Here is a 22,563-nt window from a genome sequence, read left to right as displayed (position 1 = left end):
CACACCCTTAGGCAATGACGCCCAGTTGTTTGCCGATGCGGGTAAAGGCTGCCACCGCACGTTCAATTTGTTCCGTCGTATGCGCCGCCGACATCTGGGTGCGAATACGCGCCTGACCTTTTGGTACTACCGGGAAGAAGAACCCGGTCACGTAGATCCCTTCTTTTTGCAATTCACGCGCAAAGTTCTGTGCGATAACCGCGTCACCAAGCATCACCGGGATGATTGCGTGGTCGGCACCCGCGAGGGTGAAGCCCGCCGCGCTCATTTTTTCGCGGAACAGACGCGCATTGGCCCACAGCTTATCGCGCAGCTCGCTGCCCTCTTCCACCATCTCCAGCACTTTAATGGAGGCGGCAACAATCGCCGGAGCCAGTGAGTTGGAGAACAGGTACGGACGGGAGCGCTGACGCAGCCACTCAACCACCTCTTTACGTGCGGCGGTATAGCCGCCAGACGCGCCGCCCAGCGCTTTGCCCAGAGTGCCGGTAATGATGTCAACGCGGCCCATCACTTCACAATATTCATGTGAACCGCGACCGTTTTCACCGACAAAACCGACGGCATGAGAGTCATCGACCATCACCAGCGCATCGTATTTGTCCGCCAGGTCACACACGCCTTTCAGGTTGGCAATGACGCCATCCATGGAGAAGACGCCGTCGGTGGCGATCAGCACATGCCGCGCACCGGCTTCACGCGCTTCTTTCAGGCGAGCTTCCAGTTCCTGCATGTCGTTGTTGGCGTAGCGGAAACGCTTCGCTTTACACAGACGCACGCCGTCGATAATTGAGGCGTGGTTCAGAGCGTCGGAGATAATGGCATCTTCAGCGCCGAGCAGCGTTTCAAACAGACCGCCGTTGGCATCGAAGCAAGAGGAGTACAGGATGGCATCTTCCATGCCGAGGAAACCGGCCAGCTTCTGCTCCAGCGCTTTGTGGCTGTCCTGCGTTCCGCAGATGAAGCGGACGGAAGCCATACCAAACCCGTGGCTGTCCATACCCGCTTTCGCCGCGTTAATCAGTTCAGGATGGTTGGCCAGGCCAAGGTAGTTGTTGGCGCAGAAGTTGATGACGCGGCTGCCGTCACCGACCGTGATATCCGCTTGCTGGGCGGAAGTAATGATACGTTCTTCTTTGAACAGACCCTCGGCACGCGCGGTCTCCAGGTCGTTCGTTAACTGTTTGTAGAAATCACCACGCATTGCAACTCTCCAGATTCGGTAAAATTTGGCACATATTACCCAAAGCTATACGCTGATACGAGATGATGCATGTCTGAATGAATTATTTGCAGCATAAATCACGTGGCTTAAGCTCTCCTTATGGTGAAAGGCTGAAGGCTTAGCAATGTGATGATATGATAAGAGGTATTAGCGCCCTGGATAGTCCAGGGTCCTCACATTTCAAAGGTTACAGTTATGATCATCGTTACCGGCGGCGCTGGCTTCATCGGCAGCAACATCGTGAAAGCGCTCAATGACAAAGGCATCACCGACATTCTGGTGGTGGATAACCTGAAAGACGGTACCAAGTTCGTTAACCTGGTCGATCTGGACATCACCGATTATATGGATAAAGAAGATTTTCTAATCCAGATTATGGCCGGTGAAGAGTTCGGCGACATCGAAGCCGTGTTCCACGAAGGCGCTTGCTCCTCCACCACCGAGTGGGATGGTAAGTACGTGATGGATAACAACTATCAATACTCCAAAGAGCTGCTGCATTACTGCCTGGAGCGTGAAATTCCGTTCCTGTATGCCTCTTCTGCAGCGACCTACGGCGGCCGTACCAGCGACTTTATCGAGTCCCGCGAGTTTGAAAAACCGCTGAACGTCTATGGCTACTCTAAATTCCTGTTCGACGAATACGTTCGCCGCATCATGCCGGAAGTGGACTCCCCAATCGTTGGCTTCCGTTACTTCAACGTTTATGGCCCACGTGAAGGCCATAAAGGCAGCATGGCGAGCGTGGCTTTCCACCTCAATACCCAGTTGAATAATGGCGAAAGTCCAAAACTGTTCGAAGGTAGCGATAGCTTCAAGCGTGACTTCGTTTACGTTGGCGATGTAGCAGCGGTAAACCTGTGGTTCTGGGAAAACGGCGTATCCGGTATCTTCAACCTCGGTACCGGCCGCGCTGAATCCTTCCAGGCTGTGGCTGATGCAACTCTGGCGTACCACAAAAAAGGCAGCATTGAGTACATTCCGTTCCCAGATAAACTGAAAGGCCGCTACCAGGCGTTTACTCAGGCCGATCTGACTAACCTGCGTGCCGCAGGCTACGATAAGCCATTTAAGACCGTCGCCGAAGGCGTTACGGAATATATGGCCTGGTTGAACCGCGACGCGTAAGAAGTCAGCATGAAAATACTGGTGGTCGGCCCGTCATGGGTGGGCGACATGATGATGTCGCAAAGTCTCTATCGCACGCTCAAGGCGCGCTTTCCCCAGGCGATAATCGATGTGATGGCACCCGCGTGGTGCCGTCCGTTGTTATCACGTATGCCGGAAGTCAACGAAGCGATCGCCATGCCTCTTGGGCACGGCGCGCTGGAAATTGGCGAACGGCGCAAACTCGGCCATAGCCTGCGCGAGCGGCGTTATGACCGAGCCTACGTCCTGCCTAATTCCTTTAAATCAGCGCTGGTGCCATTCTTCGCCGGCATTCCACTGCGTACCGGCTGGCGCGGTGAAATGCGCTACGGTCTGTTGAACGACGCTCGAGTGCTGGACAAAGACGCCTGGCCGTTGATGGTCGAGCGCTACGTGGCGCTGGCCTACGATAAAGGCGTGATGCGCTGCGCCAAAGATCTGCCGCAGCCGCTGCTGTGGCCACAGCTACAGGTCAATGAAGGCGAGAAATCCCTCACCTGCAATGCGTTCTCACTGTCGAACGATCGCCCAATGATTGGCTTCTGCCCAGGCGCTGAATTTGGTCCGGCCAAACGCTGGCCGCATTATCACTACGCCGCGCTGGCGAAACAGCTGATTGATGAAGGCAACCAGATTGTTCTTTTCGGCTCCGCGAAAGATAACGATGCGGGCAATGAGATCATCGCCGCACTGAGCGAAGAACAGAAAGCCTGGTGCCGCAATCTGGCCGGGGAAACTCAGCTGGAGCAGGCGGTGATTCTGCTGGCCGCCTGTAAAGCCGTGGTCACTAACGACTCCGGCCTGATGCACGTCGCCGCCGCGCTGAACCGCCCTCTGGTGGCGCTGTATGGCCCAAGTAGCCCGGACTTTACCCCGCCGCTGTCGAATAAGGCGCGCGTCATACGCCTTATCACCGGCTATCATAAAGTACGTAAAGGCGATTCCGCTCAGGGCTATCACCAGAGCCTTATCGACATCACCCCAGCCCGCGTGCTGGAAGAGCTTAATGCTCTTATGTCGAGCGAGGAAGTCTGACGCATGCGGGTTCTGATTGTTAAAACCTCTTCTATGGGCGATGTCCTGCATACGCTGCCGGCGTTAACCGACGCGATGCGCGCCATTCCCGGCATTCGTTTTGATTGGGTGGTGGAAGAAGGCTTCGCGCAAATTCCCTCCTGGCATGAAGCCGTAGACCGCGTCATCCCGGTGGCGATTCGTCGCTGGCGCAAGGCGTGGTTTTCTGCACCGATTAAAGCCGAACGTAAAGACTTTCGCGATGCAGTACAGTCGGTGAAATACGACGCCATCATCGATGCCCAGGGGCTGGTCAAAAGCGCTGCGCTAGTCACCCGATTAGCGCATGGCATCAAGCATGGCATGGATTGGCAGACCGCCCGCGAACCGCTGGCCAGTCTGTTCTACAACCGTCGCCACCATATTGCTAAGCAGCAGCACGCCGTTGAACGTACCCGTGAGCTGTTTGCTAAAAGCCTGGGTTACGTCAAACCTGAATCACAGGGTGATTACGCAATCGCACAGCATTTCCTCAGCGAGAGCACACCCGATGGCACGCCTTACTGTGTTTTCCTGCATGCCACCACCCGTGATGATAAACATTGGCCGGAAAGCCACTGGCGCGAATTGATTGGCCTATTGCAGGAAAGTGGTCTGCGCATCAAGCTGCCGTGGGGTGCTCCTCATGAAGAAGCCAGAGCACAACGTTTAGCGCAAGGGTTTGATTATGTTGACGTGCTGCCGCGACTGAGCCTCGAGAAAATCGCGCACGTGTTGGCAGAAGCGAAATTTGTTGTTTCGGTGGATACCGGGTTAAGTCATTTAACTGCGGCGTTGGATCGCCCGAATATCACGCTGTATGGACCAACCGACCCGGGATTGATTGGCGGGTATGGGAAGAATCAGGTCGCGTGCTGTTCAGAATCAAAAGATTTAGCAACACTCAATGCGCCCGCAGTACTTCGCGAGTTGCAGAAGATTTTATCTGGTAATTTTTATTAAGGTACGTTGATGACTTTATCCAATTCATTGAAGCAACGGGAGTGTTGCTGGCAATCTATTTGGAACCGCGGATTGGTTTCACTGTTTATAATGATGTACTTCTTTGAGCACATCACTCGTTATAAACATATTGTTTCTGCTTTAATGGTGATAACTGCACTTTATTATGTAGTGAAGAAAAAATCCGCCTTGCTGGGTTTCTTCAAGAATAACTTAACGTACTCGCTGCTATGCTTTGTTCTTGTGAGTGCTTATGCTGTCGCAATCTCTTTTGATCATGCTTACAGCCTCAGCAAATTCGCAAATACTATTCTTGAAAAACTACTGCTGATGACGTTGATCATCCCAATATTGTTACATGCAGAAAGTAAAGATAACATTTCAAAAACACTAATTTACTCTCTGATTATCGGCATCCTGCCCCTGGCGCTTGTCGATGGCTGGCAGTATTTCCGCGAATATCAGCAAGGAATTATGCCGCTTACAGATTTCAATCATAAATATAAATCTGACATACTGATATTTATGACACCCGCGTTCCTGTTCCTCTGGAATATCAAAACCGCAAAAGCAAAAATATTGTTCTTTGTTATTGCAGCGGTGATGGGTTTCATGATTGTAGGAACGCTGCAGCGTGGAACCTGGCTCTCTATTCTCATACCCGCATTTATCTGGTGTATTCTTAAGCGTGAATGGAAATTGCCGCTGATCGCCGTTGTGTTACTGGGCGGCGTACTCGCTATGGGACACCTGAAAGATCCAGATAGCCTCAAGTTGCTATTCCATAAAATGCAACAAACCTCCAGTTCTTATCGTTACGGTGGTGGAACGCAAGGTGCAGCCGTTGATTTAATTAAGGAAAATCCAATCAAAGGATATGGTTATGGTGAGACTGTGTTCTACCGGGTTTATGACAGCCGGGTGCAAGACTACCCTCAGTGGTTCTTTAAAAAATCAATCGGACCACACAATCTGACGCTTTCAGAATGGTTTGCAGGTGGTCTTCTTGGTCTGTTCGCACTCTGGTACCTCCTGATTTCAGTGTTGGTAGAGGCGGTTAAAGGTTATAAGAACAGCAAAGGTATGGTCAAAGAAGCCTGGCTTCTGATTAGCCTGATACTTGTAGGTAACCTCTTTGTTCGCGGCGCTTTCGAAACCGTCAGTATCGAAAACCTGACGATGCTGATGGGTATTGCGCTGGCGCTAAAATTCAAGCCACAGCAAAACTAAAATAGAAAAGGCTGCATAATGCAGCCTTTTTTAATTTACCGGCGATGTAAGTACTACACTTCGTCTGGGGTAATAAACGGTATCACATCGTAGTCGATGGCCGTCGTATCGGAGAGGTTATAAACCTGAATATCCGCTACGTTCTCGCGCATAAACCGATAGAACGGCAAGATTTTACCTAAGTCCCGACTCAATTCCGACGGCTGTTGGTTATGTTTCTCATCGTAAAAACGGCCACAGGTATCAACCAGATCCAACCCAGAGTGGATGATTTTCTGATAGCCCAAACTGTACGCAACCTGAAGTGCAGCAAACGCCACCGTATGACATGAGCAGTAGCCATGGGTAATATCCAGGCTGAAACCCGCCAACCGTTTCTTCTTCGAGACAGGAACATCAATCAGTATTTTGTCGTCCAGTTTCGACGCGATGGTGAACTTAATTTTCTTAAAGAACCCGCCCTTTTCCCGCTGATACAGAGAGCGAATCACAAAGCCGTGATCGTCGATATAACGCTTATCTTCCTCAGAAGCCCTGTCATATACCTCGCCGTTGACGATGGCATATTTGCTTTTCTTCATAAACTCGCGGAAATCATCGTTTCGCTGCAGTGAAAAGCGGGAGTCGGTCAGCACATAAATGAATGGCCGAATATTGTTATCCAACAGATAGCGGGCGGAGCCGTTGACAGAGATAACGTCCGATGCCGCCAGTAGACTTAGTGGCGTTTTCAGCGATGATGGCCCTGAGAGGAAAATAATGCAGTTTTCAGAGGTCTTGTGACGTTTGATTTCGTTAACGTCTTCGGTTGTGATGCTGTGCAATTTACCGCTCATAAGACTGCCACCAAAAATAATATCGTTACCTGAAAGGCGGATCGAGATTGTTAACCTGAAGCTAAAATAGTCATAAAATTCAAATGACTACTTAACCACCCTTAAATAGAAATAGTAAATATAGTTCATCACGCCGGCGAACGGCTTGTTATTCTTAAAGTTATGCTTTGCGCAGTAGCGCGCATAGTTCGCATTCCCGGGTTTCAGCAACGGCAAATCTTTCCACGGCGAAACGGCTTTCGCCTGCAAAAATGGCTCCGCACTTGGGTAGCTGGCCCAGTTATGCCACGGCTTCGTCGGCCCGACATAGTGAATCAGCACCGTACCGTCGTGAATAGGGTTGATAAACGCGTCCTTCAACTCATAGTTGAGACTGAACTGAGTATTGTATTTACCATCCATAAACGTCACTTTTCCGCAGAGAATAATGTTCAGGATATCCTGATCCATAAAGCTCAGCTTGCGTGTGACACTTTTGTCGGACAACAGCGACATTGCCTTGCCCGAGACATATTCACTGGCCCACGCGGGGATATTCAACAGCAGTACGCCAGAGTTGAAATAGCCTTTGGCAATGGCCGGGCAGTCCAGGCTTTTGCTTCGTGATAGCCACCATTTCCCATCACGCTCAGGAACTACGCCCGCCACGGTATCCGCAAGCTCTAGCGCTAACAATTCACTAATTTCGCCCTGGCAGACAATGTCTGCATCCAGATAAAGCAGCCGGGACTGTTTGCCAATAAAGTAGTCGCCGATGATAAAGCGGAAATACATCGCTACCGACCAGTTTTTGGTGGTCGGGAAAGCCGCTAGCCGCTCGCAGTTGACGATATGGATTTGAATACAGGTGCCATTATCCTTTGCCAGCTGCGCGAAATGCCGCTTTTCTTCTTCAGAAATGACATCGATGAAAACATGAAACACAAAGTCCATGCTGCGGTTATGTAGAAGAATCGAAGCAATAGAAACGCCACAGCCAAAGAGAAAATTCTTATCAATCCCGTAGGCAATATGGAACGGTGAAACTACCGGTGCCAGCTGGCCTTCATTAAAGACGATCGTCTCTTTAATCATCTCATCGGCATTCAAATACGAATAGGTCATGTCCTGCTCCCGGCAATTACAACGACTTTCTGATCGTTCTTTCTTGTATTTTGTTAGCCTTCTCTGCGGCTTTTGCCAGCAGTGGCTGCTCTTCTCGCAGCACATCTCTGATAGGTTTATCAAAATAAACTTTCATAAAACGTAAAATATCACGCTGCGTCAGGCCGATATTCAGCGATGAGAAATAGAGCCCAATCAGGTCTTTATCGCGCCAGCGGAGCGGTACCTGATTGCGGATCTGCGCCCGATGCAGGTCAATCACCGAGACCTTCAGCGTCTCTTCCTCACCGTTAAACGGCAGATGCAGCAGGAAGTGACAGATATAGCAGTCGCGGTGGTTAATCCCGCTCAGGTGCATTTTACGCACCATTGTGGCAACGCGCTTAATCAGCATGCGTTTCACCGCTGCGGAAGGGGGATTCGTCGCCCAATCGGCACAGTAATCTTCAAGGCTAATGGTCGGCGTGAGATCTTCGGTAATGATAAATGACGTTTTGGTCAGCGGGTTCAACCCTTTCTCACCGAAACCAACCCCGTGCATAGTATCAACACCCACGTCGTGCAGGCGGTGAATCGCATTCCATTCCCGGTCGGCGCCCAGCACCGGCATCCGCAGTGAAATCAGGTTTTTGACGATCTCTTTGAGGGAGGTGCCTCGGTGCCATTTCAGAAAATAACTGCCGCCCGCCAGCTCAAAGCGCAGCGTACGGCGGGTTTCCAGCTCACGAAACACCTCACCTTGCAGGTGCTTCACCTCTTCAAAGGCATCTTTTCCGCGCCACAGCGTGGCCAGCGGTTCATTCAGCTCAACCATCTAAATCACCTATAATGATATCTGCCGCTTTGTCCGCCAGACTGTACAAATCTTGTGTATCCGCATAGTTACGCGCATTTTCCGCCCAGGCCGTGCGCAGCGCTGGCTGGGTTAGTGCTTTGAGTAAAATCTCATTCAGAGCATCTTGCCGGAAAGGTTCATTCATCACCGCACCGCAGTTTGCATCTGCAATATAGTGCGCATACCCGCATACGCTGGTCGTTAATACTGGCAAACCTGCGGTCACGGCCTCGAGCAGCACGATTCCGGCTGCTTCCTGATAGGCCGGATGCAGCAGAAGATCGGCCGCTGCCATCAATTCTGCCACATCGTTACGCCCGGAGAAGAAATGAACGTTGCGGCGAATACCTAGTTTCTCGGCTAATGCCGCAAATTTACCCGGCTTATCCTGTCCGACAATGAACAACTGGGTATTCTGACGCAGGCTTTCAGGTAACGATGCCATCGCGTTGAGGGTACGGTCTACGCCTTTACGCGTAAAGTCAGAACCCACCTGTAACAGCACATTCTGCGACTCCGTCAGACCATTCTTTTGGCGATAAACCTGGCGGGCATCGGGGATCTGCTGACTGTATTTTCTATCTGGGTAGATCCCCGGCGGCAAAATATGAAAACGCCCGGACTCAGTCTGATAATGCTTTTGGAAATCGGCAATTTGCTTATCTGTCAGCATCAGTAGCTGCGTATTTTTTCCCTGCTCGAAGGTCGCACGTTCAAAGGCGGCATAATGCCGATAGCGTGACGTCAGACGATAGAAGAAACCCTTTTCCTGCGCGACTTTCTCGGCGTAGCAAACATCAGCCGCATAATAGACGTCCAACCCCGGCATCTTATTAAAGCCCACCACGCGCGACACCGGATGCTCGCGCAGATGATGTTGCACCCACGCGTAATACTCAGCATTACGCCCGTGGTTAGTTCGGGATTTCACTGGAACCAGAATGAGCTCAAAGGCTTCGGGATGTTCACCTTCCCAAAATTGGGTATAAACGCGCACCTGGTGACCACGGGCTGCTACGGTCTGCGCAATACGCATGAAATCCCGCTGTAAGCCACCGAAAGGAAAATACTTATACAGACAGAATGCAACGATCATAATTCTTCGCCTATGACGGATTCGGCATGAGGGGCAGGCAAGATTTTATCAATCGCGGCAATGACATCCTCTGCGGGAATCACTGAGAGATACATTTCATTGCGATTGCGCTGCTCACGCGGCGGCATGGGGCGATAATCACCGGCCCAGAATTGAATCATATTGTTTGACCATGGACGCCAGAAAACATGGTTTGTCGCGCCGAACAGAGCTATCAGCGGCGTTTTGACCGCTGCCGCAATATGCCCCGGCGCAGAGTCAACGCCAATAAACAACACCGCATGGTCAATAAGCGCGCCGAGTTCAGGAAATGTCACATTCCCCGCCAGGGCAGTCACCGGCGTCGTTTTACAACCTTGGGCAATGGCGGCAATGCACGCCAGGTCATCAGCGCCTGGGCCAGAGGTCAGAACAACTTCCATCCCCCGCTCATGCAACGCATCAATCACCTGCGAGAATTTTTGATTCTCCCAGCATTTAAAAATCTGTCGCGCCGTCGGTTGAATCACCACATAGCGCTCGCCGACGCCGGCCTTATTCAGCTCCTGACGTACGCGTTCCCAACAGACAGGGTTATAGCTCATTGTCGTTTCAGTAACATAGGAATCGAGGCCCAGCGGTGCCAGCACCGACAGATTACTCTCAACCACGTTGTCGCCTTTAGACGGCGCAAGGTGCGTGAAGCTGTTACGCCAAAAAGAGGACTGGCGATGCTGGTAGTCCTGCGAAATACTCATTGGCGCGTTCAGCAGACGCACCAATACGGCAACCATCCACTGATCGGCCATGTTAATGACCAGGTCGTATTTATTCGAACGCAGCACCCTGATTAGACTGACGAAATTAGTGACTTTCTCTGCGGTTTTGGCTTTCTTATTTTTAAGGCCATACAGCGCATTGATTTCAGGGTTCTCGGATAAAATAGGCATCGTATCCTGGTACAACAGGACATCAACCTTCGCGTCAGGATAATGGCGTTTAAGCGTGCTAATAACGGGAGTAGTCAGCAGCATATCCCCGTGAAAACGCATTTTAATGAGCAAAATTTTTCTAAATGGCTTTTCCACAAGCGACTCTTTGGTTGAGATTTTCCGATAAAAGTTGGAAAAAGTACGCTACCGTTCAGGCTTAACAGTGACCTGATTACTGATATTGCACTCATTTTTGACGCGATAGTGTACCACTTCTTTTGTCGCAATCCGAACAGGAAGCATTTCACGCGATTAAATCATTTTAGCCTTAAAAATCATGCTAATAGAATTATTATGACGTTCATTAATTCCAGCTAACTCTTTGCCCATTTGCTCCAGGGCAAATCGCAACCGACAGCATAAAAATGGGTGATAAGCAGTGATATCCACGGCAAGCCACCATGCTGTGGATAATTTAGACCAAAAACAGCAAAAGTAATGGTAAAGCCTCAGGTAAATACATAGAATCCTCAGCACATTCATAACTCAGCTATTTATTATGCTTGAATTGCTTTACACCGCCCTTCTCTACCTTATTCAGCCTCTCATCTGGATACGGCTTTGGGTGCGCGGACGTAAGGCTCCGGCCTATCGTAAACGCTGGGGTGAACGTTACGGATTTTATCGCCAGCCGCTGAAATCTGGCGGGATTATGCTGCACTCAGTTTCCGTCGGTGAAACGCTGGCCGCTATCCCGTTGGTTCGCGCTCTGCGCCACCGTTACCCTGATTTACCCATCACTGTGACCACGATGACGCCGACAGGTTCAGAGCGTGTCCAGTCCGCCTTTGGCAAAGACGTTCAGCACGTCTATCTGCCCTATGATTTACCCGATGCGCTTAACCGTTTCCTCGATAAGATTGACCCTAAGCTGGTGTTAATTATGGAAACTGAGCTGTGGCCAAACCTGATAGCCTCGCTGCATCGCCGCCATATTCCACTGGTCATCGCTAACGCCCGCCTCTCCGAACGCTCTGCGGCCGGTTACGCGAAACTCGGCTCCTTTGTACGCACGTTACTCCAGCGTATTACGCTGATTGCGGCGCAAAACGATGAAGACGGTAAGCGCTTTGTAGCGCTGGGTGCAAAGAGCAGCCAGGTCACCATCACCGGCAGCCTGAAATTTGATATTTCCGTAACGCCGCAGCTGGCGGCGAGGGCCATCACGCTGCGTCGCCAATGGGCACCGCACCGTCCGGTGTGGATAGCCACCAGTACCCATGATGGTGAAGAGAGCATTATTATTGCCGCCCACCAGGCGCTACTGAAGCACTATCCTGATTTACTGCTGATTCTGGTGCCTCGTCATCCAGAACGTTTCCCGGATGCCATCAACCTGACTCGTCAGGCAGGTTTAACCTACACAACACGTTCTTCCGGTGAAGTCCCATCCGCGACCACGCAGGTAGTGATTGGTGACACCATGGGTGAATTGATGCTGTTGTACGGCATTGCCGATCTGGCATTTGTTGGCGGCTCGCTGGTTGAACGCGGTGGTCATAACCCGCTGGAAGCCGCAGCGCATGCCATCCCGGTGCTGATGGGGCCGCATACCTTCAACTTTAAAGATATCTGCGCACGCCTGGAACAGGCGAGCGGGCTGATTACAGTCACCGATGCCGCAAGCCTCGAAAAAGAGATATCCTCTCTATTAGCCGATGCGGATTACCGTAGTTTCTACGGCCGTCACGCCGTTGAGGTTCTGTACCAGAATCAGGGTGCATTGCAGCGCTTGCTGCAACTCCTGGAGCCGTACCTGCCACCGAAAACGCATTGAGGGTTATTATGCAAACACGGGCGATTTATCCGGGCACCTTCGATCCAATTACCAATGGACACCTCGATATTGTCACGCGTGCAGCATGCATGTTTGACCACGTCATCCTCGCCATTGCAGCCAGCCCGAGTAAAAAACCGATGTTTGACTTGAGCGAGCGCGTCGCGCTGGCCCAGCAGGCAACGGTGCACCTCAGTAACGTTGAGGTGATGGGTTTTAGCGACCTGATGGCCAATTTTGCCCGCACTCAGCGGGCGAATATCCTGATTCGCGGCCTGCGTGCCGTGGCTGATTTCGAATATGAAATGCAGCTGGCGCATATGAACCGCCACCTGATGCCCGAGCTGGAAAGCGTCTTTTTGATGCCGTCAAAAGACTGGTCGTTTATCTCATCATCGCTGGTGAAAGAGGTGGCGCGCCACAATGGGGATGTCACCCACTTCCTGCCCGCGAATGTGCATCAGGCACTGATGGAAAAGCTGAAGTAAACGCACAACATCCGGGCGTCGCGCAATTCTGCGACGTCCGAGAAAACCACGACTTTATTTCTGACACTGCTTGCAGTAAAACGTCGCCCGCTGCGCATGCTTACTGGCGATAATCGGTGTCCCGCAGGTACGACAAGGTTCCCCTTTACGCCCATACACCTGTAGTTGCTGGGCAAAATATCCCGGCTTGCCATCGCTTTGCAGGAAATCTTTTAGCGTCGTTCCGCCCTGCTCAATCGAGCGCTTCAGCACCGCTTTTATCGCCTCAACCAGCCGTTCACCTTCGTCTCTCGATAATGACGACGCGAGCCTATCCGGATGGATCTTTGCGGCAAACAGCGATTCGCTGGCATAAATGTTCCCTACCCCCACCACCAGCTTGTTATCCATCAGCCAGGGCTTTATGGCGGTCTTCTTCTTCGCACATTTCGCCAGCAGGTACTCAGCGTTGAATTCTTCGCTGAGCGGCTCAGGGCCGAGATGAGCAAGCACGCTATGCCCTTCCAGCACAGAGGTCCATAACCAGGCGCCAAAGCGCCGTGGATCGGTATAACGCAGCACTTTACCGTTACTCATGACTAAATCGACGTGGTCGTGCTTTTCCGCTGGCAGTTCCTCCGGCAAGATGCGCAGGCTGCCGGACATACCGAGGTGAATGATAATCCAGCCGTCAGGAAGCTCTAGCAACAGGTATTTGGCGCGTCGCTGGACGCTCAGGACGGGTTTGTCACTTAGACGGTAGATTTCATCAGAGACGGGCCAGCGCAGGCGACCGTTGCGGATGACGGCATGCTGGATGGTCGCACCGACCAGGTGAGGTTCAATCCCCCGGCGGCTGGTTTCAACTTCGGGTAATTCAGGCATAGCGTCTCCGGCTGTAATACAGATCTCTCTATTATGGGGACGCCTAGAAAACAAAAAACCCCGCCGAGGCGAGGTTTTTTGCTACATCGAAACTAAAATTATTTAATTTTAGCTTCTTTGTACAGTACGTGCTGACGGACAACTGGATCGAACTTTTTCAGTTCCAGTTTTTCCGGCTTAGTACGCTTGTTCTTCGTGGTGGTATAGAAGTGACCAGTACCAGCAGAAGAAACCAGCTTGATTTTCTCACGAATACCTTTAGCCATGATTTATTTCCTCTAAGTACTTAGTACTTTTCGCCACGGGCACGCAGTTCGGACAGAACTGTATCGATGCCTTTCTTATCAATTACACGCATACCTTTAGCAGATACACGCAGGGTGACAAAACGCTTCTCGCTCTCAACCCAGAAACGGTGAGAGTGCAGGTTCGGCAGGAAACGGCGTTTAGTCGCGTTCAGTGCGTGGGAACGGTTGTTACCGGTCACCGGACGCTTGCCAGTAACTTGGCAGACTCGGGACATGTTTATTCTCCAAAAATCAAATTAGCTCGAGCTTCGTATGGGGTATCGGCGCCTCGTCAGGCTTTACAGCCCGGTCATCGCAGTTCTACACGTCATCACTCACGCCGCTCTAAAGCAACTTGAATGAATTGGCGTCTAAGTGAACTCTCGATTGCCAGGCCCAAATGCCAAACCCGAGATTCTCAAAGGTGGCGTAGTATACGCCGCCACGACGTTATGCTCAAGTCCCGAACAGACAAAGATCCCGGTGGATCGCGTAGAAATCCGCTAAATCCAGCCTCGTTCGGCAAAAGAAACATACTCACCACGGCCTATAACCAGATGATCGAGTACGCGTACATCCATGAATTGGCAACATTTTACCACCCTTTCAGTAATAAGTCTGTCTGATTTACTGGGTTCAGCATTTCCTGATGGATGATTATGCGCCAGGATCACTGCCGCCGCGTTGACTTTGATGGCTTCTCGTACAATTTCGCGCGGATGCACCTCAACATGGCTCAGCGTTCCGGCAAAAAGTCGGCTGTGCTTGAGGACTTTGTGTTGGTTATCGAGAAAGATAACTAAAAAAATTTCCCGCTCTTCGTCGGCCAGTTGGCTTTGTAAAAACTCAAGCGTCATCTCTGGGCTGAGCAGAAGGTCCTCTTCCAGCACCCGCAGGCTAAAGTAACGACGTGCCAGCTCGGCAATCCCTTTTAGCTGTGCAAACTTGGCAAGCCCTATCCCGTCAACCTGAATAATCTCTTTTTCGGACGCCGAAAGCAGACCATACAGTGAACCGAAATGGCGCAGCAGATCGTGAGAATAGCGCATGACGTTTTTTTCACGCGTCCCTGTTCGTAAAAACAGCGCCAATAGTTCGGTATCCGACAGTGACTCAATCCCGTACCGCTGCATTTTCTCACGCGGCATCATCGCCTCTAAACTCTCCATTGCAGCCTCCTCGCCATCGATTTCGCCATGCTGTCACAGCCTTCACCACAGTGCACGATGCTGATATCACTCTTGCGTAGCGCCTCGCAAAGTGCCGCGCACGACCTCGCAAGGATTGTGATAAAATGCGCGAATTCTGATGTACCCCAAACAGGAAAGAATCATGATGAGCCTGGCCGGTAAGAAAATTGTCCTTGGCGTCAGCGGCGGTATTGCTGCTTACAAAACACCGGAACTGGTGCGCCGACTGCGCGAGCGCGGTGCAGACGTACGGGTTGCCATGACCGAAGCTGCAAAAGCCTTCATCACCCCGCTAAGCCTGCAGGCCGTTTCCGGTTATCCGGTTTCCGATAGCCTGCTCGATACCGCAGCAGAAGCGGCAATGGGCCACATTGAGCTGGGAAAATGGGCCGACCTTGTTATCCTGGCCCCCGCCACGGCCGATTTGATTGCTCGCATCACCGCCGGTATGGCTAATGATTTGGTCTCAACTATCTGTCTGGCCACACCGTCTCCCGTTGCGGTCGTTCCCGCCATGAATCAGCAGATGTATCGTGCAACGGCTACCCAGCATAATCTCGCGGTATTGGCATCCCGCAATCTGCTTATCTGGGGCCCTGATAGCGGCAGCCAGGCTTGCGGCGATGTTGGTCCTGGGCGCATGCTCGACCCGCTGACCATTGTCGATATGGCCGCAGAGCATTTTTCGCCCATCAAAGATTTGCAACATCTGAACATCATGATTACCGCAGGCCCTACCCGTGAACCTTTAGATCCGGTGCGCTATATCAGCAACCACAGTTCAGGGAAAATGGGGTTTGCCATCGCAGAAGCCGCTGCACGCCGTGGCGCAAACGTCACGTTGATTAGCGGGCCGGTGTCGCTAGCCACACCGGCGTTTGTGCAGCGTGTTGATGTCACCACAGCCGAAGAGATGAACACCGTTGTTCAGGCAGGAGCGGAACAGCAGCACATTTTCATCGGCTGTGCCGCCGTTGCGGATTATCGCGCAGCGGTTATTGCTGAGGAAAAAATTAAAAAACAGGACACACAGGGTGATGAATTCACAATAAAAATGGTGAAAAACCCTGACATCGTGGCAGGCGTTGCAGCGCTGAAAAAGCATCGACCTTATGTCGTAGGATTTGCCGCCGAAACGAATAATGTGGAAGAATACGCGCAGCAAAAGCGTAGCCGTAAAAACCTTGATCTGATTTGCGCCAATGATGTATCGCAGTCAAATCAGGGCTTTAACAGCGATAACAATGCATTACACCTTTTCTGGCAGGACGGCGAGAAGCGCTTACCTCTCGCCAGCAAGTCACTCCTGGGCCAACTATTATTGGACGAGATCGTTACCCGTTATGATGAAAAAAATCGACGTTAAGATTCTGGACTCGCGTATTGGTCAGCAGTTCCCACTGCCGACCTATGCCACCGCTGGCTCAGCAGGCCTTGATCTGCGCGCTTGTCTTGATGAAGCCATTGTACTGGCGCCGGGTGAAACCACCTTGCTGCCAACGGGCCTCGCAATTCACATCGCTGACCCTTCTCTGGCCGCCGTCATGCTGCCACGTTCTGGTCTGGGCCATAAGCACGGCATTGTTCTGGGCAACCTGGTGGGGCTTATCGACTCCGACTACCAAGGTCAACTAATGGTCTCCATCTGGAACCGTGGACAAACCACGTTCACCATCGAACCAGGCGAACGCGTCGCGCAAATGATATTTGTTCCTGTCGTACAGGCCGAATTTAATCTGGTCGAATCGTTTGAAGCCACCGACCGTGGCGAAGGTGGTTTCGGCCACTCTGGGCGTCAGTAACCCGCCCTAAGGCGCGTCACACCGATGTGACGCGCTGGCTTTTTACGCATCTCACGGCGTCATAAATGCAAAAAGAACACAGCACATTATGGCTGTGGTCACCGTGCGGATGCCCGCCTGACAAGTGTGTATTTTCAGGGGTATTTTAGAACATGGCAGAAAAGCAAACTGCGAAAAGGAATCGTCGCGAGGAAATACTTCAATCCCTGGCGTTGATGCTTGAATCCAGCGATGGTAGCCAACGTATCACTACTGCGAAACTGGCGGCTTCCGTAGGCGTTTCCGAAGCGGCGCTGTATCGGCATTTCCCTAGCAAGACCCGCATGTTCGATAGCCTTATCGAGTTTATCGAAGATAGCCTGATTACCCGTATCAACCTGATTCTGAAGGATGAAAAGGACACCACCGTGCGCCTGCGTTTGATTGTTCTGCTGGTCCTCGGCTTTGGTGAACGTAATCCAGGCCTGACCCGCATCCTGACAGGCCACGCGCTAATGTTCGAACAGGATCGCTTGCAGGGCCGCATTAACCAGCTGTTTGAACGTATTGAAGCTCAACTGCGTCAGGTGCTGCGTGAACGAAAAATGCGTGAGGGGGAAGGTTACGAAACGGATGAAACGATACTGGCAAGCCAACTGCTGGCTTTCTGTGAAGGCATGCTGTCACGCTTTGTGCGCAGCGAATTCAAATATCGTCCCACCGACGACTTTGAGGCCCGCTGGCCGTTGATTCTCGCCCAACTGCAATAATTCGTTAAATAGCCCGGCTTTCACCGGGCTATTTTTTTATACGCCGTACGCTTCGCGATAGGCCCGCACTGATGACAGGTGCTCTGCCATCTCCGGTTTTTCTTCCAGATAGGCAATCAGGTCTTTCAGGGTGATTATCGAAATCACCTCACAGCCGTAATCACGCTCCACTTCCTGGATTGCTGAGATTTCGCCGCGACCACGCTCCTGACGATCGAGTGAGATCAGCACACCGGCCAGCTTCGCGCCATTAGCCTGGATAATCTCCATCGATTCACGAATCGCCGTACCGGCAGTTATCACATCATCCACCAGCATGACACGCCCGGTCAGCGCACTGCCCACCAGATTGCCGCCTTCACCGTGGTCTTTGGCCTCTTTACGGTTAAAGCAGTACGGATAATCACGGTCGTGATGTTCCGCCAGCGCCACCGCGGTGGTCGTAGCGATTGGAATACCTTTGTAGGCTGGGCCAAACAGCAGATCGAAATCGATACCGGAATCCACCAGCGCTTCGGCATAAAAACGGCCTAACAGTGCCAGATCGCGCCCGGTATTAAACAGCCCGGCGTTGAAGAAATAGGGGCTCTTGCGCCCGGATTTCAGCGTAAATTCGCCAAACTTAAGTACCTGCTTGTTAAGCGCAAACTCAATAAACTGGCGCTGATACGGTTTCATGGATTCGCTCCTCATCTCACTTTATTACGGACAAAAAAAAGGGCGACAACGTCGCCCTTAAAATCAATTTTCCAACGCCGCCTTCTGCGTCGTGACAATAGATTCGATTCCCCCTCTGGCCAGCGCCAGTAGGGTGAGTAGTTCTTCGTGGGTGAACGGCTCGCCTTCTGCCGTCCCCTGAACCTCGATGATACGACCGTCTTCGGTCATCACCACGTTCATGTCGGTTTCCGCCGCGGAATCTTCCACGTACTCCAGGTCGCACAGCGCTTCGCCGTTCACGATCCCAACGGAAACTGCCGCCACCATCCCTTTCATCGGGTTGGTTTTCAGTTTTCCTGCAGCAACCAGCTTACCCAGCGCATCGGCCAGCGCCACGCAGGCACCGGTAATAGACGCGGTACGAGTACCACCATCAGCCTGGATAACATCGCAGTCCAGCGTAATGGTGAATTCACCCAGCGCCTTCAGGTCTACCGCCGCACGCAGCGCACGAGCGATTAAACGCTGGATTTCCATGGTGCGGCCGCCCTGCTTACCCTTTGCCGCTTCGCGAGCGTTACGGGTGTGGGTCGCGCGCGGTAACATACCGTATTCAGCGGTGATCCAGCCCTGGCCCTGACCTTTCAGGAAACGTGGCACACCCTCATCAATAGAGGCGGTGCACAGCACTTTGGTGTCACCAAATTCGACCAGCACGGAGCCTTCAGCGTGTTTTGTATAATTACGGGTCAGGGTGACGGGACGCACCTGATTGGCACTACGACCTGATGGACGCATGATAAAATCTCCGGCTTGAAACGAATGTGGCTGCGCATTATACGGATTTACGCCGCTTATTCCTATCCTGATAAGCCCCTGGAGGCTATAATCCCCCATCTCTCCTTTAAAAACAGGAACGTCTATGATCCGCAGTATGACCGCCTATGCCCGCCGAGAAATCAAGGGCACTTGGGGCAGCGCCGCCTGGGAACTGCGCTCGGTTAACCAGCGTTATCTCGAAACCTATTTTCGTCTGCCGGAGCAGTTCCGCAGCCTTGAACCCGTTGTTCGTGAACGCCTGCGTACCCGCCTGACCCGTGGGAAAGTAGAATGTACTTTGCGCTTTGAGCCTGATGCCAGTGCGCAAGGGGAGCTTATCCTTAACGAAAATCTGGCAAAGCAGCTGGTTAACGCCGCGAACTGGGTCAAAATGCAGAGCGATGAAGGGGAAATTAACCCGGTCGACATTCTGCGCTGGCCTGGCGTGATGGCCGCTAAAGAGCAAGATTTAGACGCTATCGCAACAGACATTCTGGCGGCACTGGATGGCACGCTGGATGATTTCATCGTCGCTCGCGAAACCGAAGGCCAGGCGTTGAAAGCGTTGATTGAGCAGCGGCTGGAAGGCGTCAGCGGTGAAGTGACCAAAGTGCGTGCCCATATGCCAGAAATTCTGCAATGGCAGCGCGAACGTCTGGTCGCCAAACTGGAAGATGCGGAAGTACAGCTGGAAAACAACCGTCTGGAACAAGAGCTGGTGCTGATGGCACAGCGTATCGACGTTGCTGAAGAGCTGGATCGTTTAGAGGCGCACGTTAAAGAAACCTATAACATTCTGAAGAAGAAAGAGGCCGTTGGCCGCCGTCTGGACTTCATGATGCAGGAATTCAACCGCGAATCGAATACGCTGGCCTCAAAATCTATTAATGCCGACGTAACGAAGTCCGCCATTGAACTGAAAGTCTTAATCGAGCAAATGCGCGAACAGATCCAGAACATTGAGTAATATCTCAGACGATCTCACCTTGTCTCACCCAAGCTAAGACCACCTCTAATAGCCCGTTAATACGGGCTATATCTTTATCACCTTGTCTCATCATTTATCACTACAGCGCATGTTTAGCGTGTACTTAACTATGTACACAATGACTTTTATGGCATCATGATTATGTACACACAGCACATAAGCAGAGTCATATATGGCAAAAATGACAGACATACAAATCAAGGCATGGATCAGAGCTGACGAACGCTTCGAAGCAAGGTCAGATGGCAATGGTTTATCTCTTTGTTTTCCAAAGAAATATGCTGCTCCATTCTGGCGCTTTCGCTATCGTTTCTCTGGAAAACAGCGGGTAATGGGTATCGGTTCCTATGCTGAACTCTCACTAGCAAAAGCGCGAGAGACCGCCAAAGAACTCTCTGCACGTGTAGCATTGGGTTATGACGTTGCCGGAGAGAAGCAAGAACGGAAAGCTGACGCCCTCAAAAAAATAGAGTCTGAAAAACATGCACTTCGGGTATCTCAATTAGCCAGCGAATATTTTGAACGCCAAATACTTAAACGCTGGAAGCACCCCGACATACTGCGCCGCCGAATCGAAAAAGATATAAATCCAAACATAGGCAACCTGCGAATAGAGGACGTTCGCCCCTATCATATTGATGATATGTTGCAAAAGATCCTTCAACGAGGTGCGCCTACCGTTGCCAATGACGTCCTCAGATGGACTCGACGGATCTTTGATTATGGAATCAAGCGGCACATGCTGGCTGCTAATCCAGCAAGTGCATTTGACATCTCTGATGCCGGAGGACAAGAACAAAGCCGTGAACGTTGGTTAAGTCGAGAAGAGCTGGTACAGCTTTTTCAGGTAATGCCTTTGACCAAAGGGTTTTCCCGTCAAAATGAACTAACTATGAAGCTCATTTTAGCCCTATGCTGCCGTAAGATGGAATTGTGTGGTGCCAGATGGTCAGAATTTGATCTGGATGAAGGCGTCTGGCATTTACCTGCTGAGCGCGTTAAAAACGGCGATGGTATTGATATCCCGCTGGCGGTACCCGTTGTTGGCTGGATTAAAGAATTAAAAATCATGTCCGGCAACAGTGAATGGGTTCTCCCAGCAAGAAAAATGCAACATCGCATGATTCCTCATATTCAGGAAAGTACATTACCAGTAGCGTTGGCTAAAATAAGATCAAATATGCCAGATGTGCCAAATTTCACGATTCATGATTTTCGGCGAACAGCCCGCTCCCATTTAGCTGCGCTGGGGGTAGATCCGGTGATAGCAGAACGCTGCTTAAATCATAAAATCAAAGGCGTTGAAGGTATATATAATCGCTATCAATACTTTGAAGAACGTAAGCAAGCTTTGACTGTATGGGCTGAGCTACTTACAACATTGGAAAAGGGTAATAATTACAACGTAGAACCAATAAGAAAAGAAATAGCGTAATATTGTAATCTATTAATATTTACTTTAGCCTGATTAGTTTCAGGCTAAAGTAATCTTTCATTTATTATATGTGCCGTTTATAGAACCTATAGATGTTACACTACAGTGTTTATCACAATCCTTCGAGATAACCTGCATGGCACCATTATCTAATTCACTAATCAACACAACACACATGCTTGACTGGTCACTATAAACCCAACGGTTACGTTGCCCTTTACGTGCATCAATAAGTGTTAATTCACCTCCTATTTCACATACTCCCGATGTAGTGTCAAGTGAAGAATTAATACTGAAGGCGGTATGACTTTTGCTTTGATACAAAGAGAGTGTTCCATTTATTTTTTTAAAATCACTCGCTTTGGTTGAAAAACACAAAATCATCAATGGTAGAGCCGTCAAAAGTTTCATATCTGCATCTATATATAAGATTAATATTTAACACCATTCTTATTAAATACAACAAAAGCGACTGAATAATATGAGTTAAATACCAGCCCCTCCTCTTCTATATTCTCAGCCGCAATAAGTCCTTTTTCATTTATAACCCCCTTCAAGAAAAACTCATTATCCTCTTGATAAAGTGCAAACCCTGTTGCAGGACACCCAGCAAGTTTTACTTTGAAACCTATATAATTATCATACTTAACAACTTTGACTGACTGAAGATTTGGAAGGTCGTAAAAAACAGAGATAAACTGTTTCAGATTCGAGAAAAATAAAAAGTTATCATTCAAGCTTGCGCGAACATAAACATTAGAGTTGAGTTGCTTATCTGTAAGTCCCAAGCTTGAGATTTCATTACTGTATTTTTCAGATAAGTATTTTAATACATCATTATTTGTCACTCCATCTTGCTGAGTTGACACTGAACTTGCAGTCTCTTGTAAATGTAAATTATGCGAAGATGAATAGACAATATTACAAGAAAACAAAAACGAGATACTTAATATTTTAGCGATAGATGAATTGTTCATATTACCTCTCAATTGTCATAGATTCTTAGAAAAAGTTATTGCTTGCTAGTGTTAATGAAGTCAGA

General features: G+C 50.5%; 26 protein-coding genes. 11 read left to right on the top strand and 15 right to left on the bottom strand.

All coding sequences use genetic code 11. From position 1 onward, the window contains the following. Positions 1-7: 7 nt before the first annotated feature. The gene (gene kbl / locus ABOC97_RS07110) at positions 8-1,204 is read right to left on the bottom strand and encodes a glycine C-acetyltransferase (protein WP_349595666.1); all 1,197 of its coding nucleotides are present in this window, start codon (positions 1,202-1,204) and stop codon (positions 8-10) included. A gap of 216 nt (positions 1,205-1,420) precedes the next feature. Between kbl and rfaD the strand changes: the two genes are divergently transcribed. Genes rfaD through rfaL form a run of 4 tightly spaced genes read left to right on the top strand, consistent with a single transcriptional unit; the run spans position 1,421 to position 5,620 of the window. Beyond that, a complete protein-coding gene (gene rfaD, locus ABOC97_RS07105) occupies positions 1,421-2,353 on the top strand; it encodes an ADP-glyceromanno-heptose 6-epimerase (protein WP_349595663.1) in 933 nt (310 codons plus the stop codon). Between the two features lie 9 nt (positions 2,354-2,362). After that, positions 2,363-3,409: an ADP-heptose--LPS heptosyltransferase RfaF gene (gene rfaF / locus ABOC97_RS07100; RefSeq protein WP_349595660.1), complete on the top strand. Its 1,047-nt coding sequence runs from the start codon at positions 2,363-2,365 to the stop codon at positions 3,407-3,409. A 3-nt stretch (positions 3,410-3,412) separates the two neighbouring features. Next, positions 3,413-4,390 carry a lipopolysaccharide heptosyltransferase RfaC gene (gene rfaC, locus ABOC97_RS07095; protein WP_349595657.1) on the top strand — a complete coding sequence of 326 codons (978 nt, stop codon included), beginning with the start codon at positions 3,413-3,415 and terminating at the stop codon, positions 4,388-4,390. Positions 4,391-4,399: 9 nt separating this feature from the next. Continuing rightward, the gene (gene rfaL / locus ABOC97_RS07090; RefSeq protein WP_349595654.1) at positions 4,400-5,620 is read left to right on the top strand and encodes an O-antigen ligase RfaL; all 1,221 of its coding nucleotides are present in this window, start codon (positions 4,400-4,402) and stop codon (positions 5,618-5,620) included. 53 nt (positions 5,621-5,673) lie between these two features. Here rfaL and waaZ read toward each other — a convergent pair whose 3' ends face one another. The 6 genes from waaZ to ABOC97_RS07060 all read right to left on the bottom strand — a co-directional run bounded on the left by waaZ (position 5,674) and on the right by ABOC97_RS07060 (position 10,852). Further along, positions 5,674-6,456 (bottom strand): 3-deoxy-D-manno-oct-2-ulosonate III transferase WaaZ, encoded by a 783-nt coding sequence (gene waaZ, locus ABOC97_RS07085; protein ID WP_234501732.1) that lies wholly within the window; start codon positions 6,454-6,456, stop codon positions 5,674-5,676. A gap of 87 nt (positions 6,457-6,543) precedes the next feature. Next, positions 6,544-7,560: a lipopolysaccharide 3-alpha-galactosyltransferase gene (gene waaO / locus ABOC97_RS07080; RefSeq protein WP_349595649.1), complete on the bottom strand. Its 1,017-nt coding sequence runs from the start codon at positions 7,558-7,560 to the stop codon at positions 6,544-6,546. Positions 7,561-7,576: 16 nt separating this feature from the next. Further along, complete coding sequence (rfaP, locus tag ABOC97_RS07075; protein ID WP_349595647.1) at positions 7,577-8,374, bottom strand: lipopolysaccharide core heptose(I) kinase RfaP; 798 nt, start codon at positions 8,372-8,374, stop codon at positions 7,577-7,579. After that, a complete protein-coding gene (locus tag ABOC97_RS07070; protein WP_349595644.1) occupies positions 8,367-9,491 on the bottom strand; it encodes a glycosyltransferase family 4 protein in 1,125 nt (374 codons plus the stop codon). The genes rfaP and ABOC97_RS07070 overlap by 8 nt, the downstream gene beginning before the upstream one ends. Next, entirely contained in the window at positions 9,488-10,558 is a 1,071-nt protein-coding gene (rfaQ, locus tag ABOC97_RS07065; RefSeq protein WP_349595641.1) for a lipopolysaccharide core heptosyltransferase RfaQ, read from the bottom strand. Before rfaQ ends, ABOC97_RS07070 begins: the two co-directional genes overlap by 4 nt. Positions 10,559-10,714: 156 nt before the next feature. Further along, on the bottom strand, positions 10,715-10,852 hold the full coding sequence (locus ABOC97_RS07060) for a hypothetical protein (protein ID WP_349595639.1): 138 nt from the start codon (positions 10,850-10,852) through the stop codon (positions 10,715-10,717). Positions 10,853-10,961: 109 nt separating this feature from the next. Here ABOC97_RS07060 and waaA point away from each other — a divergent pair, with 109 nt between their 5' ends. Both waaA and coaD read left to right on the top strand, forming a co-directional pair. After that, positions 10,962-12,239 carry a lipid IV(A) 3-deoxy-D-manno-octulosonic acid transferase gene (waaA, locus tag ABOC97_RS07055; protein ID WP_349595636.1) on the top strand — a complete coding sequence of 426 codons (1,278 nt, stop codon included), beginning with the start codon at positions 10,962-10,964 and terminating at the stop codon, positions 12,237-12,239. A gap of 8 nt (positions 12,240-12,247) precedes the next feature. Continuing rightward, positions 12,248-12,727 (top strand): pantetheine-phosphate adenylyltransferase, encoded by a 480-nt coding sequence (gene coaD / locus ABOC97_RS07050; RefSeq protein ID WP_349595633.1) that lies wholly within the window; start codon positions 12,248-12,250, stop codon positions 12,725-12,727. Positions 12,728-12,781: 54 nt separating this feature from the next. On the opposite strand, the gene mutM is transcribed toward coaD, so the two are convergent. The 4 genes from mutM to radC all read right to left on the bottom strand — a co-directional run bounded on the left by mutM (position 12,782) and on the right by radC (position 15,047). Beyond that, positions 12,782-13,591, bottom strand: a complete 810-nt coding sequence (gene mutM / locus ABOC97_RS07045) for a bifunctional DNA-formamidopyrimidine glycosylase/DNA-(apurinic or apyrimidinic site) lyase (RefSeq protein ID WP_349595630.1) — start codon at positions 13,589-13,591, stop codon at positions 12,782-12,784. A 98-nt stretch (positions 13,592-13,689) separates the two neighbouring features. Next, positions 13,690-13,857, bottom strand: a complete 168-nt coding sequence (rpmG, locus tag ABOC97_RS07040) for a 50S ribosomal protein L33 (RefSeq protein ID WP_003024094.1) — start codon at positions 13,855-13,857, stop codon at positions 13,690-13,692. Between the two features lie 20 nt (positions 13,858-13,877). Continuing rightward, the gene (gene rpmB, locus ABOC97_RS07035; RefSeq protein WP_002436699.1) at positions 13,878-14,114 is read right to left on the bottom strand and encodes a 50S ribosomal protein L28; all 237 of its coding nucleotides are present in this window, start codon (positions 14,112-14,114) and stop codon (positions 13,878-13,880) included. Between the two features lie 267 nt (positions 14,115-14,381). Then, entirely contained in the window at positions 14,382-15,047 is a 666-nt protein-coding gene (gene radC, locus ABOC97_RS07030; protein ID WP_349595621.1) for a RadC family protein, read from the bottom strand. Between the two features lie 166 nt (positions 15,048-15,213). Here radC and coaBC point away from each other — a divergent pair, with 166 nt between their 5' ends. From coaBC to slmA, 3 genes are all read left to right on the top strand, one after another. Then, positions 15,214-16,434: a bifunctional phosphopantothenoylcysteine decarboxylase/phosphopantothenate--cysteine ligase CoaBC gene (gene coaBC / locus ABOC97_RS07025; RefSeq protein ID WP_349596052.1), complete on the top strand. Its 1,221-nt coding sequence runs from the start codon at positions 15,214-15,216 to the stop codon at positions 16,432-16,434. Beyond that, on the top strand, positions 16,412-16,870 hold the full coding sequence (dut, locus tag ABOC97_RS07020) for a dUTP diphosphatase (protein ID WP_234501741.1): 459 nt from the start codon (positions 16,412-16,414) through the stop codon (positions 16,868-16,870). Before coaBC ends, dut begins: the two co-directional genes overlap by 23 nt. Before the next feature lie 152 nt (positions 16,871-17,022). Beyond that, positions 17,023-17,619: a nucleoid occlusion factor SlmA gene (gene slmA, locus ABOC97_RS07015; RefSeq protein ID WP_349595617.1), complete on the top strand. Its 597-nt coding sequence runs from the start codon at positions 17,023-17,025 to the stop codon at positions 17,617-17,619. Between the two features lie 36 nt (positions 17,620-17,655). Here slmA and pyrE read toward each other — a convergent pair whose 3' ends face one another. Beyond that, entirely contained in the window at positions 17,656-18,297 is a 642-nt protein-coding gene (gene pyrE, locus ABOC97_RS07010) for an orotate phosphoribosyltransferase (protein WP_349595614.1), read from the bottom strand. A gap of 63 nt (positions 18,298-18,360) precedes the next feature. Then, positions 18,361-19,077 (bottom strand): ribonuclease PH, encoded by a 717-nt coding sequence (gene rph / locus ABOC97_RS07005; RefSeq protein ID WP_234501744.1) that lies wholly within the window; start codon positions 19,075-19,077, stop codon positions 18,361-18,363. A gap of 124 nt (positions 19,078-19,201) precedes the next feature. Between rph and ABOC97_RS07000 the strand changes: the two genes are divergently transcribed. Then, entirely contained in the window at positions 19,202-20,065 is an 864-nt protein-coding gene (locus tag ABOC97_RS07000) for a YicC/YloC family endoribonuclease (RefSeq protein WP_234501745.1), read from the top strand. A 193-nt stretch (positions 20,066-20,258) separates the two neighbouring features. Beyond that, positions 20,259-21,521 (top strand): tyrosine-type recombinase/integrase, encoded by a 1,263-nt coding sequence (locus tag ABOC97_RS06995; protein WP_024906634.1) that lies wholly within the window; start codon positions 20,259-20,261, stop codon positions 21,519-21,521. Positions 21,522-21,578: 57 nt separating this feature from the next. On the opposite strand, the gene ABOC97_RS06990 is transcribed toward ABOC97_RS06995, so the two are convergent. Both ABOC97_RS06990 and ABOC97_RS06985 read right to left on the bottom strand, forming a co-directional pair. After that, entirely contained in the window at positions 21,579-21,932 is a 354-nt protein-coding gene (locus ABOC97_RS06990) for an acyl-CoA dehydrogenase (protein ID WP_232955455.1), read from the bottom strand. Positions 21,933-21,952: 20 nt separating this feature from the next. Next, positions 21,953-22,498, bottom strand: a complete 546-nt coding sequence (locus tag ABOC97_RS06985) for a hypothetical protein (protein WP_349595609.1) — start codon at positions 22,496-22,498, stop codon at positions 21,953-21,955. Positions 22,499-22,563: the final 65 nt, after the last annotated feature.

The organism is Kluyvera huaxiensis (genome assembly GCF_040149365.1).
In the GTDB taxonomy this organism is placed as follows: domain Bacteria; phylum Pseudomonadota; class Gammaproteobacteria; order Enterobacterales; family Enterobacteriaceae; genus Kluyvera; species Kluyvera intermedia_A.
Note: the sequence above shows the minus strand (reverse complement) of the source record. Positions and strands in the feature narration are given on the sequence as shown.